The 15,420-nt window shown below is 73.3% G+C and carries 14 protein-coding genes; 7 read left to right on the forward strand and 7 right to left on the reverse strand.

The genetic code is table 11. From position 1 onward, the window contains the following. Positions 1 to 10: 10 nt before the first annotated feature. Genes C2L59_RS37395 through C2L59_RS37405 form a run of 3 tightly spaced genes read right to left on the reverse strand, consistent with a single transcriptional unit; the run spans position 11 to position 2,091 of the window. On the reverse strand, positions 11 to 619 hold the full coding sequence (locus tag C2L59_RS37395; protein WP_103354312.1) for a response regulator transcription factor: 609 nt from the start codon (positions 617 to 619) through the stop codon (positions 11 to 13). After that, complete coding sequence (locus C2L59_RS37400) at positions 616 to 1,698, reverse strand: sensor histidine kinase (protein ID WP_233223886.1); 1,083 nt, start codon at positions 1,696 to 1,698, stop codon at positions 616 to 618. The genes C2L59_RS37395 and C2L59_RS37400 overlap by 4 nt, the downstream gene beginning before the upstream one ends. 9 nt (positions 1,699 to 1,707) lie before the next feature. After that, on the reverse strand, positions 1,708 to 2,091 hold the full coding sequence (locus C2L59_RS37405) for a hypothetical protein (RefSeq protein WP_103354313.1): 384 nt from the start codon (positions 2,089 to 2,091) through the stop codon (positions 1,708 to 1,710). 120 nt (positions 2,092 to 2,211) lie between these two features. On the opposite strand from C2L59_RS37405, the gene C2L59_RS37410 reads away from it, so the two are divergent. Further along, the gene (locus tag C2L59_RS37410; RefSeq protein WP_103354314.1) at positions 2,212 to 3,243 is read left to right on the forward strand and encodes a LacI family DNA-binding transcriptional regulator; all 1,032 of its coding nucleotides are present in this window, start codon (positions 2,212 to 2,214) and stop codon (positions 3,241 to 3,243) included. Positions 3,244 to 3,370: 127 nt separating this feature from the next. Further along, positions 3,371 to 6,595: a TIM-barrel domain-containing protein gene (locus C2L59_RS37415; protein ID WP_103354315.1), complete on the forward strand. Its 3,225-nt coding sequence runs from the start codon at positions 3,371 to 3,373 to the stop codon at positions 6,593 to 6,595. Between the two features lie 65 nt (positions 6,596 to 6,660). Here C2L59_RS37415 and C2L59_RS37420 read toward each other — a convergent pair whose 3' ends face one another. After that, a complete protein-coding gene (locus C2L59_RS37420) occupies positions 6,661 to 7,203 on the reverse strand; it encodes a DUF305 domain-containing protein (protein ID WP_103354316.1) in 543 nt (180 codons plus the stop codon). Next, positions 7,200 to 8,132 carry a DUF1996 domain-containing protein gene (locus C2L59_RS37425; protein WP_103354317.1) on the reverse strand — a complete coding sequence of 311 codons (933 nt, stop codon included), beginning with the start codon at positions 8,130 to 8,132 and terminating at the stop codon, positions 7,200 to 7,202. Before C2L59_RS37425 ends, C2L59_RS37420 begins: the two co-directional genes overlap by 4 nt. A 223-nt stretch (positions 8,133 to 8,355) precedes the next feature. On the opposite strand from C2L59_RS37425, the gene C2L59_RS37430 reads away from it, so the two are divergent. The 4 genes from C2L59_RS37430 (at position 8,356) to C2L59_RS37450 (ending at position 13,113) form a co-directional block, all read left to right on the forward strand. Then, positions 8,356 to 10,482, forward strand: a complete 2,127-nt coding sequence (locus C2L59_RS37430; protein WP_103354318.1) for a discoidin domain-containing protein — start codon at positions 8,356 to 8,358, stop codon at positions 10,480 to 10,482. 517 nt (positions 10,483 to 10,999) lie between these two features. Beyond that, positions 11,000 to 11,434 carry a transcriptional regulator gene (locus C2L59_RS37440; protein WP_103354320.1) on the forward strand — a complete coding sequence of 145 codons (435 nt, stop codon included), beginning with the start codon at positions 11,000 to 11,002 and terminating at the stop codon, positions 11,432 to 11,434. A 32-nt stretch (positions 11,435 to 11,466) separates the two neighbouring features. Next, entirely contained in the window at positions 11,467 to 12,045 is a 579-nt protein-coding gene (locus C2L59_RS37445; protein ID WP_233223887.1) for a hypothetical protein, read from the forward strand. A 9-nt stretch (positions 12,046 to 12,054) separates the two neighbouring features. After that, on the forward strand, positions 12,055 to 13,113 hold the full coding sequence (locus C2L59_RS37450; protein ID WP_103354322.1) for a hypothetical protein: 1,059 nt from the start codon (positions 12,055 to 12,057) through the stop codon (positions 13,111 to 13,113). A 4-nt stretch (positions 13,114 to 13,117) separates the two neighbouring features. On the opposite strand, the gene C2L59_RS37455 is transcribed toward C2L59_RS37450, so the two are convergent. After that, positions 13,118 to 13,630, reverse strand: coding sequence for a 2'-5' RNA ligase family protein (locus tag C2L59_RS37455; protein WP_233223888.1), 513 nt, complete (start codon positions 13,628 to 13,630; stop codon positions 13,118 to 13,120). A gap of 16 nt (positions 13,631 to 13,646) precedes the next feature. Beyond that, on the reverse strand, positions 13,647 to 14,066 hold the full coding sequence (locus tag C2L59_RS37460; protein WP_103354323.1) for a hypothetical protein: 420 nt from the start codon (positions 14,064 to 14,066) through the stop codon (positions 13,647 to 13,649). A 155-nt stretch (positions 14,067 to 14,221) separates the two neighbouring features. On the opposite strand from C2L59_RS37460, the gene dinB reads away from it, so the two are divergent. Continuing rightward, a complete protein-coding gene (dinB, locus tag C2L59_RS37465) occupies positions 14,222 to 15,412 on the forward strand; it encodes a DNA polymerase IV (RefSeq protein WP_103354324.1) in 1,191 nt (396 codons plus the stop codon). Positions 15,413 to 15,420: the final 8 nt, after the last annotated feature.

The raw sequence follows: 15,420 nt of genomic DNA on the forward strand, positions 1-15,420 counted from the left end.
GCTCGGTGAGCTACAGCCAGCCGCGCTCGTCGGCGATCCGGACGGCTTCCACCCGGTTGCGCGCTTCGGTCTTCGTGATCGCCGCCGAGACGTAGTTGCGGACCGTGCCCTCCGACAGGTAGAGGCGGCCGGCGATCTCGGCGATCGTGGCGCCGGCCCGGGCCGTGATGAGGACGTCGCGTTCGCGGGCGGTCAGCGGCGATCCGCCCGCCGCCAGGGTCGCGACCGCGAGCGCCGGGTCCACCACCCGCTCGCCGGCCCGGACCCGGCGGATCGCGTCGGCCAGCACGTCGGCGGGGGCGTCCTTGACCACGAACCCGGCCGCGCCCGCCTCCATCGCGCGCCGCAGGTACCCGGCGCGCCCGAACGTGGTGAGCATGACGACGCGGCAGTCCGGCACCTGCGCGGTGAGCACGGCCGCGGCCGCCAGCCCGTCCAGGCCCGGCATCTCGATGTCGAGCAGCGCCACGTCGGGCCGGTGCTCGCGGGCCGCCGCGACGACCTCGTCGCCGCGGCCGACCGAGGCGACCACCTCGAAGTCGGCTTCGAGCGAGAGCAGCGCGCACAACGCTTCGCGGACCAAAGCCTGGTCGTCGGCGAGCAGCAACCGGATGGTCACAGCGTCACCCGCAGCCGCCAGCCGCGCGAGGCGACCTGTCCCGCCTCGAAGGTGCCCCCGGCCGCGTCGACGCGCTCGCGCAGCCCGTCGAGGCCCGAACCGCTGCTCGCCGTCCCGCCCACGCCGTCGTCGGCCACCTCGATCGACGCGGCGGAAAGGGTGACCGCGCACCGGGTCGCGCGGGCGTGGCGCGCGACGTTCGTGAGGCCCTCCCGGACCACCCAGCCGAAGAGCTCCTGGCGGCCGGGGGCGACGACGTCGGTGGCCGTCGGCAGGTCCGCGGCGACCCCGCAGGCCCGCAGCAGCTCGCGGCCGCGGGCGAGCTCACCGGCCAGCGTCACTTCGCGGTAGCCGGACACGGCCGCGCGGACGTCGGTCAGCGCCTGCCGCGCGAGGGTCTCGACGGCGGACATCTCCTCGCCCGCGCGAGCGGCTTCGGCGGTGACCAGCCGCCGGGCGAGGGTGCTCTTCACCGTGATCGCGGTGAGCGAGTGGCCGAGCAGGTCGTGCAGGTCACGGGCGATCCGGGCGCGTTCGGCCTCGGACGCCAGCCGCGCGACCTCGGCGCGGGCCTCGACGAGCGCGGTGTTGGCCCGGATCGCCTCGGCGAACGCGGAAACCATCAGGACGGTGAACACGAGCGCGACCGCCTGCGTCCAGCCCGGCCCGCTCCGCCACGGCCGCACGGCCCACGGCACGACCACGGCGGCGACGGCGGACACCGCCACGAGCGCGGCCGCGGCCCGCCAGGGGAGCCGCGGCGCGGCCAGCGAGAGGACGACGGCGGCGAGGAAGAAGGCGTCGGCGTGGGCGAAGGGGAGCGCGGCCGCGAACAGCACCGCGCAGCCGCCCACCAGCAGCCAGAACGGCCGGGTGGCCCGGCGGGCCGCGGCGGCCGCGGCGAGCAGGTAGCCGGCGGCGAACGCGGCGACGACCCCGCAGCCCGGCACCGCGGCGGCGCCGGTGGCGTGCTGCAGCACGGCCGCGCCGGTCACCGCCGGGTAGACGAGCATGCCCCCGTCGAGCAGCCGCAGCCGCCAGCCGCGCACCCAGCGCTGCACGTCCCCGGTCTCCGGCACCCCGGCACGCTACCGCGCCCGCAGCGGCCGGCCGTTGACCAGCAGGGTGACGCCCAGCAGGAGCACCCCGCAGGCGGCCTGCTCGATCCGCAGCCACAGCGGGAACAGCCCGGGCAGGAAGACGATGACGGCGATCGCCGCCAGCATCACCGCCGAGACGATCCGCAGCCGCAGCAGGCCCTTCCGCGAGCCCCGGGCGGCGCTGCGGGCGAAGGCGAAGGTCCACAGCGAACTGGCGACGACGAGGGTGGCGCGCACCCAGACCGCGTCGGTCACCACCGCGGGATGGGGCCGGAACACGACGATGACGACGAAGGTGAGCACGGACAGGGCGGCGTACGCGCCGGTGAGCAGCAGCACCGGCCGGAAGCCGGCGGGTTCGGTTCTGGTCATGCCGGAATGCTCGCCGGGCGGGGCGGGTGCGGGGCAGTGCTGTCCCGCACCGGCCCACCATGACATTTGTCAAGGGCGCGGCACTGGGAGAGCGCTCTCACAGCGTGCTACAACAGAGGAGTGACGACGCAACCGCCCACCCTGGAGGACGTCGCGCGAATCGCCGGCGTCTCGCGCGCCACGGTGTCCCGCGTGGTGAACAGCGTGCGCAACGTCGACCCGAAGCTGCGTGAGACGGTCGAACGCGCGATCGCGGACACCGGGTACGTCCCGAACCGGGCGGCGCGCTCGCTGGTCACCCGGCGCACCGGCGGGATCGCGCTGGTCGTGTCCGAGCCGGAGCGGCACGTCGAAGCATTCACCGGCGGCGTGTTCGGCGACCCGTTCTTCGGCCGGGTCGTCGAAGGTGTGGTCGCGCACCTGCGCCCGCACGGCCTGCACCCGCTGCTGATGCTCGTCGACAGCGACGAAGAGCGCGCGAAACTGGTGCCGAAGCTGCGTCAGGAGCAGGTGAGCGGGGTACTGCTGATCTCGCTGCACCCGGCGGAGGACCCGCTGCCGCACGTGCTGACGGACGCGGGCGTCCCGACAGCGCTCTTCGCGCGGCCGGCCCGCCCGGCACCGGTCTGCTACGTCGACGTCGCCCACCAGGACGGCGCCCGCCTGGCGGCGGACCGGCTGGTGCTGCGCGGCTGCCACCGCGTCGCGACGATCGCGGGGCCGGCGGGCACCCCGGCGGGCCAGGACCGCCTGGCGGGGTTCCGCGACGCGATGGCCCGCCACGGCCACGCGTACGTCACGATCGCCGAGGGCGACTTCACCGAGCAGGGCGGCGAGCGCGCGATGGAGCGCCTGCTCGCCGAGGAGCCGGAACTGGACGGCCTGTTCGTGGCGAACGACCTGATGGCGTACGGCGCACTGACGGTGCTGCGCGAAGCGGGCCGCCGCGTCCCGGAGGACGTGGCGGTGATCGGCTTCGACGACAGCCGGGTGGCCCTGAGCTGCCGCCCGAGGCTGACAACGGTCCGCCAGCCGGTGGAGGAGATGGGCGCGGCGATGGCCCGGATGGTCCTGGACCGCCTGGCGGACCCGGGATTGCGGGCGGAGGCGGTGATCTTCGAGCCGGCGCTGGTGGTCCGCGACTCGGCCTGACCGACGGCGTCCGCAATCTGTCCGGGACAAGTTCCGCTCAGTGGTCTGGACATCGGCCGACTCGTTGTGCTCAGCTTTCCAACGTTGTAACGCCGCCGAGTCCCCTTCACCGGAACGGAGTTCCGCCGTGCGGAGCAGAACAGCGAGAACCATCCGGCGGGCGTGTGCGCTCGCCGTGGCCGGGGTCGCCGTCGCGGGGGTGACCGTGGCGACGCCCGCCGTCGCCGGGCCTGCGCGCCAGACCGTCACCGCCGGGAACGCGCGCTTCCAGGTGCTGTCCCCGACCCTGATCCGCACCGAGTACGCCGGCGACGGCCGGTTCACCGACGCCGCCACCTTCAACGCCGTCGGCCGCGGCGGCTTCACGCCGACGTCGTACACCAGCACCGTTTCCGGCGGCGTGCTGACGATCAAGACGAGCGCGACGACGCTGACCTACCGGCTGAACTCCGGCCCGTTCGACGGCGGCAACCTCGAAATCCGCACGACCGCCGGCGCGACCCCGGTGCTCGCGGCGCCCTGGCACCACCTGACCTGCTCCGCCGGCGCGCGCTGCGAAGCCGAAGACCTCACCGCCGACGGCCTCGGTGTCGCCACCGACCACTCCGGCTACACCGGCGAAGGCTTTCTAGCCGGCTTCGAGAGCACCGGCAACTCCGTGACCGCCGACGTCCTCGCGCCCGCCGCCGGGACGTACTCGCTGACCGCCCGCTACGCGAACGGCCAGGGCGGTGACAACCAGCACGTCACGCGCACGCTGAGCGTTTCGGTCGACGGGGGAGCGGCGCAGAAGCTCACCCTGCCCGCGACGGCCGACTGGAACGCCTGGGCGCTCGCCTCGGTCCCGGTCACCCTCGGCGCCGGCCACCACAGCGTCCGCCTCGAACGGACGGCCGCCGACTCCGGCAACGTCAACCTCGACGGCCTGGCCGTCCTGACCGCCGGCGCCGCCTTCCCGCCCGCGTCGGCCCGCGCGTTCACCGGCTGCCCGGCCGGCGTGAGCTGCGAGGCCGAAGCCGGGCTGCGCTCGGGTTCCGCCGTCGTCGCCACCGACCACACCGGGTACGCCGGACGCGGCTTCGTCGCCGAGCTCAACCGCGGCGCGACGCTGACCCACCGCGCGTCGGACGTCCCGGCCGACGGCTCCTACCTGCTGCACGTCCGCTACGCCAACGGCACCGGCGGCGACGGCCGGCACGAAACGCGCACCGCCGCCGTCACCGCGAACGGCGTGACCCGCACCCTCTCGCTCCCGGTCACCGACAGCTGGGACGCGTGGAAGAGCGCGTCCGTGCCGGTCGACCTCAAGGCGGGCACCAACGACATCGTCCTCGGCTGCCCCGACGACACCAGCTGCCACGTCAACGTCGACACCGTCGCGGTCACCCCGGCCGGCGGCACGGCCCCGCCGCCGCACCTCGCGCTCGGCGGCTACCGGCGCGGCCTCGACGGCGTCAACGGCGACAACGGCGCGCCGTCGACCACCGAAGGCCTCCTGCACCAGGACGGCTGGTACCTGCTCGACGACACCCCCTCGGCGCTGTACGACACCCGCACCCGCGCGGTGACGCAGCGGCCGTCGCACGGCGGAAACCCGTACCAGGACGGCTACGTCTTCACCTTCGGCCACGACTACAAGGCCGGCCTGCGCGACCTGGCGACCCTGACCGGACCGCCGCAGCTGCTGCCGCGCTGGGCCTACGGCGTCTGGTACTCCGAGTACATCGACCGCACCGCGGCCGACTACCGCGACACGATCCTGCCCCGGTTCCGCAGCGAGGGCGTCCCGCTCGACGTGCTGGTGACCGACACGGACTTCAAGGCGCCGGACACCTGGAACGGCTGGCAGTTCGACACCACCAAGTTCCCCGACCCGGCCGCGTTCTTCGCCTGGTCGAAGGCCCAGGGGCTGCACAACAACCTCAACATCCACCCGAGCATCATGGGGTCGGACCCGCAGTTCGCCCGCGCGCAGGCGACGGCGAAGGGCAAGCTGGTCAAGTCCGGCTGCGGGAGCGACTGCTACGTCTTCGACTGGGGCGACCCGGACCAGCTGAAGGCCTACCTCGACCTGCACGCCGGGATGATGCAGCAGGGCAACGACTTCTGGTGGCTCGACTGGTGCTGCGACGCCTCGCGCTCGAGCCTGCCCGGCGTCACCCCGGACGCCTGGATCAACCAGCAGTACGCCGACCTCGCGGCCCCCGCGACCGGCCGCGGATTCGTCATCTCGCGGGCGTACGGCTCGCTGCAGGCGGGCGGCTACGGCGGTCCGACGGGGCTGGCGACCGGGCCGTGGGCGGACAAGCGCAGCACGCTGCACTTCACCGGCGACACCTCGTCGACGTGGGGAACGCTGCGGATGGAGGCCGGCATCACCCCGGCGGAGTCGGCCGCGACCGGCATGTCGGCGATCAGCCACGACATCGGCGGCCACAACGACACGACCGGCCTGCGCGGCAGCGAAACCTACACCTCGGGCGGCCAGCAGCGCCAGACGTTCAAGCTGCCGGACGACCTGTACGCGCGCTGGGTGCAGCTGGGCACGTTCCAGCCGATCGACCGGCTGCACAGCAACCACAGCGACCGGCTGCCCTGGCAGTACGGCGACGCGGCGAAGGCGTCGGCGACGAAGTTCCTGAACCTGCGCGAGAACCTGGTGCCCTACACCTACACGCTGGCCCAGGAAGCGGCGGCGACGGGCGTCCCGGTGGTGCGCCCGACGTACCTGGAGTACCCGGACGAGCCGGCCGCGTACACCGCGGCCCAGAGCGAGTACTTCTACGGGCCGGACATGCTGGTGGCGCCGGTGACGTCGCCGGGCACGTCGGCGACGACGTCGGTGTGGTTCCCGCCGGGTCAGTGGACGGACTACTTCAGCGGCAAGACCTACGCCGGCGGGACCACCCAGCAGGTGACCTCCGACCTGGGCACGATGCCCGTGTTCCTCCGCGCGGGCGGCATCACGGCCACCCGGACGGCGGACGTCACCAACGACGTCCAGAACCCGCTGGACCGGGTGACGGTGACGGTCGCGCCGGGCGGCCCGGGATCGTTCTCGCTGTACGAGGACAGCGGGACGTCGTCGTCGCGCTCGGCCACGACGAAGATCACCTACAGCGAGCGCTTCGGGGCGCACACGGTGACGGTGGCGCCCACCCAGGGCTCGTTCCGGCCGGCACCGCGCGAGTGGACGGTGAAGTTCCTCGGCGTCGCCTCGGCGCCGAGCCGGGTGAAGGTGGGCGCCGGCTGGGCGCCGTCATCGGCCTGGAAGTGGGACGCGGCGGCGAAGACGCTGACCGTGACCGCGCCGGTTCACCCGGGACGGGCCCCGGTGACGGTCAGCTACTGAGCCACCGGCGGGCGGAGCCGGAAATGCTGCCGGGGTCACGGGAAGCCGTGGCCCCGGCGGCGTTCTCACACCTTCGCGAGCAGCTCGCCTGCGTGGGTTACCTCGGCGCCGACCGCTCCCGCCAGTTCACGGGTCCCGGCGTCCGCGCCGGAGTTCTGCTCGCCTCCCGCCAGCACGACGAGCTGCGCGGCGTGCGCCCGCAACAGGGCGACCAGCCGACGGTCGAAGGCGGAACCCCGTTCGGTGCGCAGGGCCACCAGGTCGGCCGGCGTGACCATGCCCGGCATCCGGTGTCCACTGTGGACGTCGGATGCCGGGAGCCCGGCGCGGTCGCGGGTCGCCCGCAGGTGAACCAGCAACCGCTCCTGCGGTCCGGCGAAGGCATCGGCCGCCGAGCGGATCGCCGGGCTCGCGGTGTGCTGCGGCGCCAGCCGGGCCGCGGCCAATGCGTTCTCGGTCATCGGCACCACGAGCTGCAGCCAGGCCACGTCCGTCGGGTTGAAGGCGGCCTGCGTGGCCGGAGAGGCCGGAGGAGCGGGGGCGGCGGTGGTGGCGCACCCGCCCAGGCACAGCACCACCACCGCCACCCCCGGGAACCGCCGGTTCACGGACGGCCGGGCAGCCGGTAGTTCGGGCCGAGCACACTGCCGCGGTCCGGCTTGTACAGGTCGAACCCGCGCGGGTCGCACTGCAGGCCGCCGTTGATGCAGTGCTTCACCAGCGCGGCCAGGGTTTCCGGGTCCCACGCGTTGAAGAAGTCGTAGTGCCACGAATACCCGCGTCCGCTGGCCAGGTGCACCCCGGACATGTCCCCGCTGACCGGGAACGCCATCTTGAACTCCAGCATCGGCACGGCCACCGGGTGGTCGGCCGGGCACGTCAGGGTCGCCCGGTCCGGGTACGTCAGGTGGCTCTTGTGGTCGGCCGAATCCAGGTGGACGCCGTCCCAGCAGCTCGGCGCCTGGTAGCGGATGTTGAGCTGGCTGCCGGCGACGCACCGCACCGGGATGTCCCAGTTGTGGAAGCTGTCGCCGCACTCCCAGCCCTCGATGGCGCCGGGTGCGTGCTGGAACTCGTCCTGCGTCGCGGTGACGCTCCCGGCCACGTACCGCAGGCCGGGCGGGAACGGCACCACCTTCGTGTAGTCGAGGATGCCGGACTTGTAGTAGACGACCTGCGCGAAGTTCGGCAGCACCACCTGATTCCCGTTGTACACGGTGGGGAACCAGTACGCGGACAGGTCGTCCGGTGCCAGGCACGTCGTGTTGCCGACGCCCGCGGCCTGCAGCGACTGCGTCGTCGTGGCTGCGTTCGTCGTCTTGTTGCCGAGGAACGTGTGGTCGTGGGACGCGCCGGGCAGCCCGGGGAACACGATCGGGTCGTCCGGCTGGTGGTGGCTCGGGGAGCAGTTGACCTGGAACTCGTGGTGGGTCACCAGGTCGTCGGCCCCGGCGGGCGACCAGGTGGCCGCGGTCAGGAAGGCGCCTGCCAGCACGGTGGCGGCGGTGCAGGCGAGGAGCGCGGCTTTCGTTGCCAAGGGTCCTCCACGGTGAGGTGCCAAGGATGGGAGAGCGCTCTCCCACAGCATGCGCAGCTCCTGGCGGCCCTGTCAAGGAGCACCCGGTTCGCCTGCCGGACAGTCATTGTCGGGTTCCCGGCCGGTTCTTGACAACGCCGGTGGCCGTGGCGAACCATCGGCCTTCCGGGAGAGCGCTCTCCAGCGGTCTCCGTCCCCGCCGTCCTGTCGTACGGGAGTCATCGTGGACCGACCGTCGCTCCTCCGTGCCGTCCCGGCGCTGGTGGCCCTGCTGGTGCTGGGGCTGCTCGCCGGCCCGCTCCCGGCGCAGGCCGCCACCGTGCTGTCGCAGGGAAGACCGGCGACCGCGTCGAGCACCGAAGGCGCGGGCACCCCGGCGTCGGCGGCCGTCGACGGCGACACCGGCACGCGCTGGGCGAGCGCCTGGAGCGACCCGCAGTGGCTGCAGGTCGACCTCGGGGCGCCCGCCGACATCTCGCAGGTCACCCTCGACTGGGAGGCCGCCTATGCGACGGCCTACGAAGTCCAGGTTTCCGACAACGCCGCCTCTTGGCAGACGGTATACAGCACGACGTCGGCGGCCGGGGGCCGGCAGAACCTCACCGTCACCGGGCACGGCCGGTACGTCCGCCTCTACGGCACCCACCGCGCCGGCGGTTACGGCTATTCGCTGTGGGAGTTCCAGGTCAGCGGCACCCCGGCGGCGCAGGACGGCCCGGGCGTCACCCGGGTCGCCGGCACCCAGGGGAACTGGCAGCTGACGGTCGACGGCATCCCGTGGACCGTCAAGGGCCTGACCTGGGGACCGCCGGTCGGCGAGGCGGCCGCGCGGATGCCCGAGCTGCACGCGATCGGCGTCAACACCGTCCGGACGTGGGGCACGGACGGCACGACCCAGCCGTTGCTCGACGCGGCCGCGGCCAACGGCATCAAGGTGATCAGCGGCTTCTGGCTGCAGCCCGGCGGCGGACCGGGCAGCGGCGGCTGCGTGGACTACACCACGGACGCGAACTACAAGACCACGATGCTCGCCGAAATCCAGAAGTGGGTCGCCGCCTACCAGGGCCACCGCGGCGTGCTGATGTGGAACGTCGGCAACGAGTCGATCCTCGGCATGCAGAACTGCTACTCGGGCGCGCAGCTGGAGCAGGAGCGGATCGCCTACACGCGGTTCGTCGACCAGGCCGCGCAGGCGATCCACGCGATCGACGCGAACCACCCGGTCACGTCGACCGACGCGTGGACCGGCGCCTGGCCGTACTACAAGGCGTACGCGCCGAACCTCGACCTGTACTCCGTCAACTCGTACGCGCACGTCTGCCAGGTCAAGCAGGACTGGCTCGCGGGCGGCTACGCGAAGCCGTACATCGTCACCGAAACCGGCCCGGCCGGCGAGTGGGAGGTGCCGGACGACGTGAACGGCGTCCCCGCGGAGCCGACGGACCAGCAGAAGCGCGACGGGTACGTGAACGCCTGGAACTGCGTGCTGGCCCACCCCGGCGTGGCGCTCGGCGCGACCCTCTTCCACTACGGCACCGAAGGCGACTTCGGCGGCGTCTGGTTCAACATCACCACCGGCAACGAGAAACGGCTCTCCTGGTACGCCGTCCGCAAGCTCTACAGCGGACAGACCGGCGGCAACACGCCGCCGGTGATCTCGTCGATGAACCTCAGCCGCAGCACCGACGTCCCGGCGGGCGGTACGTTCACCGTGACGGCGGCGGTGTCCGATCCGGACGGTGATCCGATCGCCTACACCATGGGCTACAACAGCAAGTACATCGACAACGCGGCCGGGCTGGTCCCGGCGCGGTTCAGCGGCACCGGGACGTTCACCGTCACCGCGCCGCAGCAGCTCGGCGTCTGGAAGCTCTACCTCTACGCCCGGGACGGCCACGGCAACGTCGGCATCGAAACCCGTTCCCTGCGCGTGGTGGCCCCGCCGGTGCCGGGGACGAACCTGGCCCGCGGCGCCGCGACCACGGCGTCGACCTACCAAGCCGATGGTCCCGGCGCGCCCTACCCGCCCCAGGCCGCGACCGACGGGGACACGGCGACCCGCTGGGCGAGCGCCTGGGCGGACCCGCAGTGGCTGCAGGTCGACCTGGGCAGCCGGCAGGCGTTCACCCACGTCCAGCTGGTCTGGGAGGCGGCGTTCGCGCGAGCCTACGAGCTCCAGGTGAGCGACGACGCGGCGAACTGGCGGACGGTGTACACGACAACGTCCGGCGACGGCGGCGCCGACGACCTCGCCGTCTCGGCGACCGCGCGGTACGTGCGCGTGTACGGCACCCAGCGCGGCAGCGGGTACGGCTATTCGCTGTACGAGTTCGGCGTGTACCGGTCCTGATCGGTGGCCCCTCCGCGAGGGGGCACCGATACGCGTCAGACCGGGATCGGGCAGAAGAGGTTCGCCCACCCGGCGGGCGGTGACGTGTGCACCTCGGTGGACCTCGGCGCGGAGCTGTGGCGCCGCCTCGCCGTACCGGTTGAGCCGTGCGGGTTCCGCGGCGCGAATTGTTCGCCGACTGGCCGCAGAGCGCCGCTCACCCCCACCGCGCGAATCGGCCGCCGGGGTGAGCGAGCAGAACCGCCGGAACCCGGCTGCTCGCGTGAGCCTGGCCGAGCGTCTGCGCTCCAGGCAGCACAGGGCATGGGAAGGGGTGGCGCGGCGGGCAGGGTTGGGCGCGTGGCCACCCCCAGCGGCCACGTGAATCACCCCGCGGCCGCTGCGCCACCCCGGGCCTGGTGTCACGTTTCCGAAACACCCGGCGGGAGTATCGTAGTCTTTCCGGCACAGGGTGTGTCAAGTTTTCGGAACAGCTAGGCTGTCCGGTGTCACGTTTCACGGCGGCAGGTGGTGTGTGGTGAGCGAAGAGCGCAGTTTCGCCGAACGGCTGGCGCACCTGATCGCGACCGTGCACCCGCCGGACCGCAAGCCGTACTCCTACCGGGAAATCGCGCACGGCGTCGCCGAGCAGACCGGCGTGACCATGTCGGCGACGCACGTGCAGCAGCTGGCCGTCGGTGCGCGCAAGGACCCGAAGCGTTCGCACATCCAGGCGCTGGCCCAGTTCTTCGGCGTTCCGGTGACGTACTTCTTCGACGACGAGGTTGCCGGTCAGGTCGATCAGCAGGTCGAGGACGTCGTCGCCTGGCGGGACAGCGAGGCGCGGACCCTGGCCCAGCGCGCCATGCGGCTGTCGCCGCGGGACCGCGAAACCGTGACCGCGCTGCTCGATCAGCTCAGCAGCTACGACGGCACCCGGCGCCGCACGGGCCGGCGGCGGAAGCCGGAGTGACCACGGGCTTCTCGGCTACGATGACGTCGTCCGTGATCGCGCCCCGGTGCACCCGGCTGGCGCCCGGTGAGCGGGGAGGACCCATCGACGAGCGCGGCCTGCCGGACCTGCGTGACCGGGCGCGCGAGCGCGTGCGGACGGTGCTGGCCGCCGTCCCGCTGCCGCGGCCGTGGTCGATGAACGCCTGGGTCGACGGGCTCGAAGCGTGGCGGGGCCGGGAAATCGACCTCGTCCCGATCGCGTACCGGCCCGGTCAGCCGTCCGGTGCCTGGCAGGCCCGCCCGGACTACGACCTGATCGCCTACACCGAACACACGTCGGCGCTGCACCAGGACCACATCATCGCCCACGAGCTGGCGCACATGCTCTGCGCGCACACCGGAACCTGCCTGATGTCGGAATCCGAGGCCGCCGAGCTCGCCCCCGACCTGGCGCCGCGGGCGTTGTCGCACCTGCTGACCCGCGTAACGACGGGCACGGACGAGTACGAGGCCGAGCTGATCGCCGTCCTGCTGATGAGCGCGGCGACCAGCGAGCCACCCGCCGTTCAGCCGGGCGCGTCCGGCCGGGCGGCCGAGCAGGCTAGGCGGCTGGCGGCACTCCTGGGATAGTCGCGTTCCGTGATCGACATACTTTTCGTCGCCGTCGGGGCGTTCGCCCTCTTCGCCGGGATCTGGCGGGCGGTCCGCGCCCGCCGCACCGGCGCCGGCGCGGGCCTGGCCGTCTCGCTGATCGCCCTGGGGGCGGCGTTCTGCTTCCTGTCGAACCGCGCGCAGCAGTTCGAGAGCGAGCTTTACCCGAGCCTCGGCCGGCTGCTGTCGAACCTGGCGACGATGGTCGCGGCGTACGGCATCGGCCTGACGGTCGCGGAGATCAGCGGCACCCGCGACCGCGGCCGCCGCACCCGGCTGGTCGCGCTCGGGGTGGCGCTGACCGTGCTGGTGGTCACGTTCTTCAGCACCTCGGGCCTGCCGCGCGGCGTCGGCGTGTTCGACCAGCTGTACGGAACGCACCCGACGCTGGTGGTCTACGTCTTCACGTACACGGTGTACCTCGGCTTCGCGGTCATCGACATCGGCATCGTGTCGGCGGTGACGATCCGCGCCAGCGGCGGCGCCCTGCGCGCGGGGCTCGCGCTGTTGCTGCTGGCGTCGGCTTTCGCGGTGGCCTACCTGGCCGGCAAGGTCGTGGCGACGCTGCACGCGCTGCAGGCCGACCACCCGGCGAAGGGATTGTGCCGGGGGCCGTTCTCGACACTGCCGTGCACGCTGGACGTGGGGTTCCCGGCCGTGTCGGTGCTGTTGATCGTCCTGGGGTTGACGATCCCGGCGGTCCCGGGCCTCGTGGCGGCCCGGCGTGACGCGCGCACGCTCCGGCTGCTCCGGCCGTTGCGCGAGCACCTGACGCGCCGGTTCCCGGAGATAGCCCGCATCGACCCGGGTGGGGCCTCGCGCCGCGAGCGGCTGCTGACGGCGATGAGCGAGACGAACGACGGCCTGATCCTGGCGGGCGTGACGCCGGAGCTGCCGCCCCCGGCCGCGGCGAGGCTGGTGCGCGACCTCCCGGACGAGCCGGACGAGACGGAGCCGCCTGCCGCGCCGGCAGAACCGTTCGCCGCGGACGTGGCCCGGTTGCGGGCGATCGCCCGGGCGTACGGGAAGCTGGCGCACGACGGCTGACCGCTCAGCCTCCGAGCGGGGCCTCCAGACGCGGCTCCCAGCCGCGTTCGGTGAGCGCCACCAACCGCAAGGTCTCCGCCCGATCGGCCACCGGGAGCAGCGGCCGCACTTCCCGGCCGACCCCCTCGAGCGTCTCCGCCGAGCCGCCCATCGCCACGGTCAGGTGCGCAGCCGGCCGAGGACCGAACCTGCCCCCGTACGGCGGAACGCCGGGCCACCGGGCACAGACGGCATCGGCCACCCCCTGCAGCTCCGGAGCCGGGATCGCCGCGAAGCCCGGCGCTGTCACGAGCTCCGTGAGCCGAACCGACGCCGGCGCAAGTTCCGCCGCCAGCGTCCGGACTGCCCCCAGCACCGAGTCGTTCAGCGAGTCATCCGGCAGGAACGGGTACAACGCCGTCACGTGGGCCGGGAGGCCGGGGCGGACCAGCTCGGGCGACACCCGCCGGACCGCGGCCAGGACCGGCTCGGCGGCGGGCAGCAACACGACCAGCGCGGTGGTTCCGATCTCGGGCACCCCCGCATCATGGCAGTCAGGCGACGGCGCTCTCCGGGAACCGTCCCGACCGGGCCAGCGCCAGGCTCCGCCGGCACAGCTCCACGAGCTCCTGGTTCGCCCGGCTGTGCGGGGTCCGGCCGCAGAGCCCGCAGCGGATCGTCACCTCGCCGGCGAGTTCGTCCACCGCGACCAGCGCCTGGTGGTCGCAGCGGCGGCACCACCGGTACCCGACCGCCGGGTTCGTGTGCACCGGGGACGCCACGCAGTCGTGCAGCCAGCGGCGGTGCGTCCGGCACGTGACGCGGTCGGTCGGGTCGAGCCCGTCGGTGTCCTCCGCGCGGTCTTCGCGGGCCAGCGTCGCGGCCAGCAGGGGCTGCCGCACCGCCGCCGGCCTGTCCTCCGGGCTGGGTGCGGCCCACGCGTGGTGGTCGCCGCATCGGCACTTGTCGGTCATGTCGCCCCCAGTGGTCGGGTCGTTCGATCCCTCGAGTGTGAGCTGGGCAACAGAACGGCGACAACCGGAAAAGGGCGCACTTTCGTCCGGCGGCCGGTCACCCGCGGCGGGCGGAGGGGCGGACTTCGGCCCGCGGGTATGCGAACATGTGTTCTATGACCGACGAGGGGCCCATCCTGCACGCCGACCTCGACTCCTTCTACGCGTCGGTCGAGCAGCGGGACGATCCGGCCCTCAGGGGACGGCCGGTGATCGTCGGCGGCGGGGTCGTCCTCGCCGCGAGTTACGAGGCGAAGGCCTACGGCGTGCGCACCGCGATGGGGGGCACGCAGGCCCGCCGGCTGTGCCCGCACGCCGTCGTCGTGCCGCCGCGGATGTCGGCCTACATGGCTGCCAGCCGGGCCGTCTTCGACGTCTTCCACGACACGACGCCGTGGGTGGAGGGCATCTCGGTCGACGAGGCGTTCCTCGACGTCGGTGGGTTGGGCAGGATCGCCGGGCGGCCGAGCCAGATCGCCGAACGGCTGCGCACCGCCGTCGCCGAGCGGGCCGGGCTGCCGATCACCGTCGGGGTGGCGCGGACGAAGTTCCTCGCCAAGGTCGCCAGCCGGGTGGCCAAGCCCGACGGCCTGCTCGTCGTCCCGCACGACGGGGAAATGGCGTTCCTGCACCCGTTGCCGGTCACGGCGCTCTGGGGGGTGGGCAAGATCACCGCCGAGAAGCTGCGGATCCGGGGGATCACCACCGTCGGGCAGCTGGCCGCGTCGGAGCAGGTGGACCTCGTCGGCCTGCTGGGCCGGGTCGCCGGCGCGCACCTGCACGACCTGGCGCACAACGAAGACCCGCGACGCGTGGAGCTCGGGCGGCGGCGGCGCTCGATCGGCGCCCAGCGGGCCCTCGGCCGCGGCCGGCGGACACCGGCCGAGCTCGACGTCGTGCTGGTGGCGCTGATCGACCGGATCGCCCGCCGGCTGCGCGCGGCCGGCCGCGTCTGCCGCACGGTGACGATCCGCCTGCGCTTCGCCGACTTTTCCCGCGCCACCCGCTCGCACACGCTGACCGACCCGACGGCCGGCACCGGCGTGCTGCTGGCCGCGGCGCGGGACCTGCTCGTCGCCGCGCTGCCGCTGATCGCCGACCGCGGGCTCACCCTGCTCGGCGCCGCGCTGTCCAACCTGGCCGACGAAAACCCGTTCCAGCCGACGCTGCCGTTCCGGGAGGAACGGGCCGGTGAGCTCGACTCCGCGCTGGACGCGGTGCGGGACCGGTTCGGCAAGTCGGCGGTCACCCGGGCGGTCCTGCTCGGCCGCCCGGACGACCTCGAAGTGCCGCTGCTGCCCGACTGACCGGGAGG

Origin of the sequence: Amycolatopsis sp. CA-128772 (assembly GCF_002904295.1) — a bacterium.
Lineage (GTDB): Bacteria > Actinomycetota > Actinomycetes > Mycobacteriales > Pseudonocardiaceae > Amycolatopsis.

What these genes read in the sequence shown, in the direction of transcription:
- dinB (WP_103354324.1), top strand. Translation starts at nt 14,222, where the DNA reads ATGACCGACGAGGGGCCCATCCTGCACGCCGACCTCGACTCCTTCTAC.
- C2L59_RS37460 (WP_103354323.1), bottom strand. Translation starts at nt 14,066, where the DNA reads ATGACCGACAAGTGCCGATGCGGCGACCACCACGCGTGGGCCGCACCC.
- C2L59_RS37405 (WP_103354313.1), bottom strand. Translation starts at nt 2,091, where the DNA reads ATGACCAGAACCGAACCCGCCGGCTTCCGGCCGGTGCTGCTGCTCACC.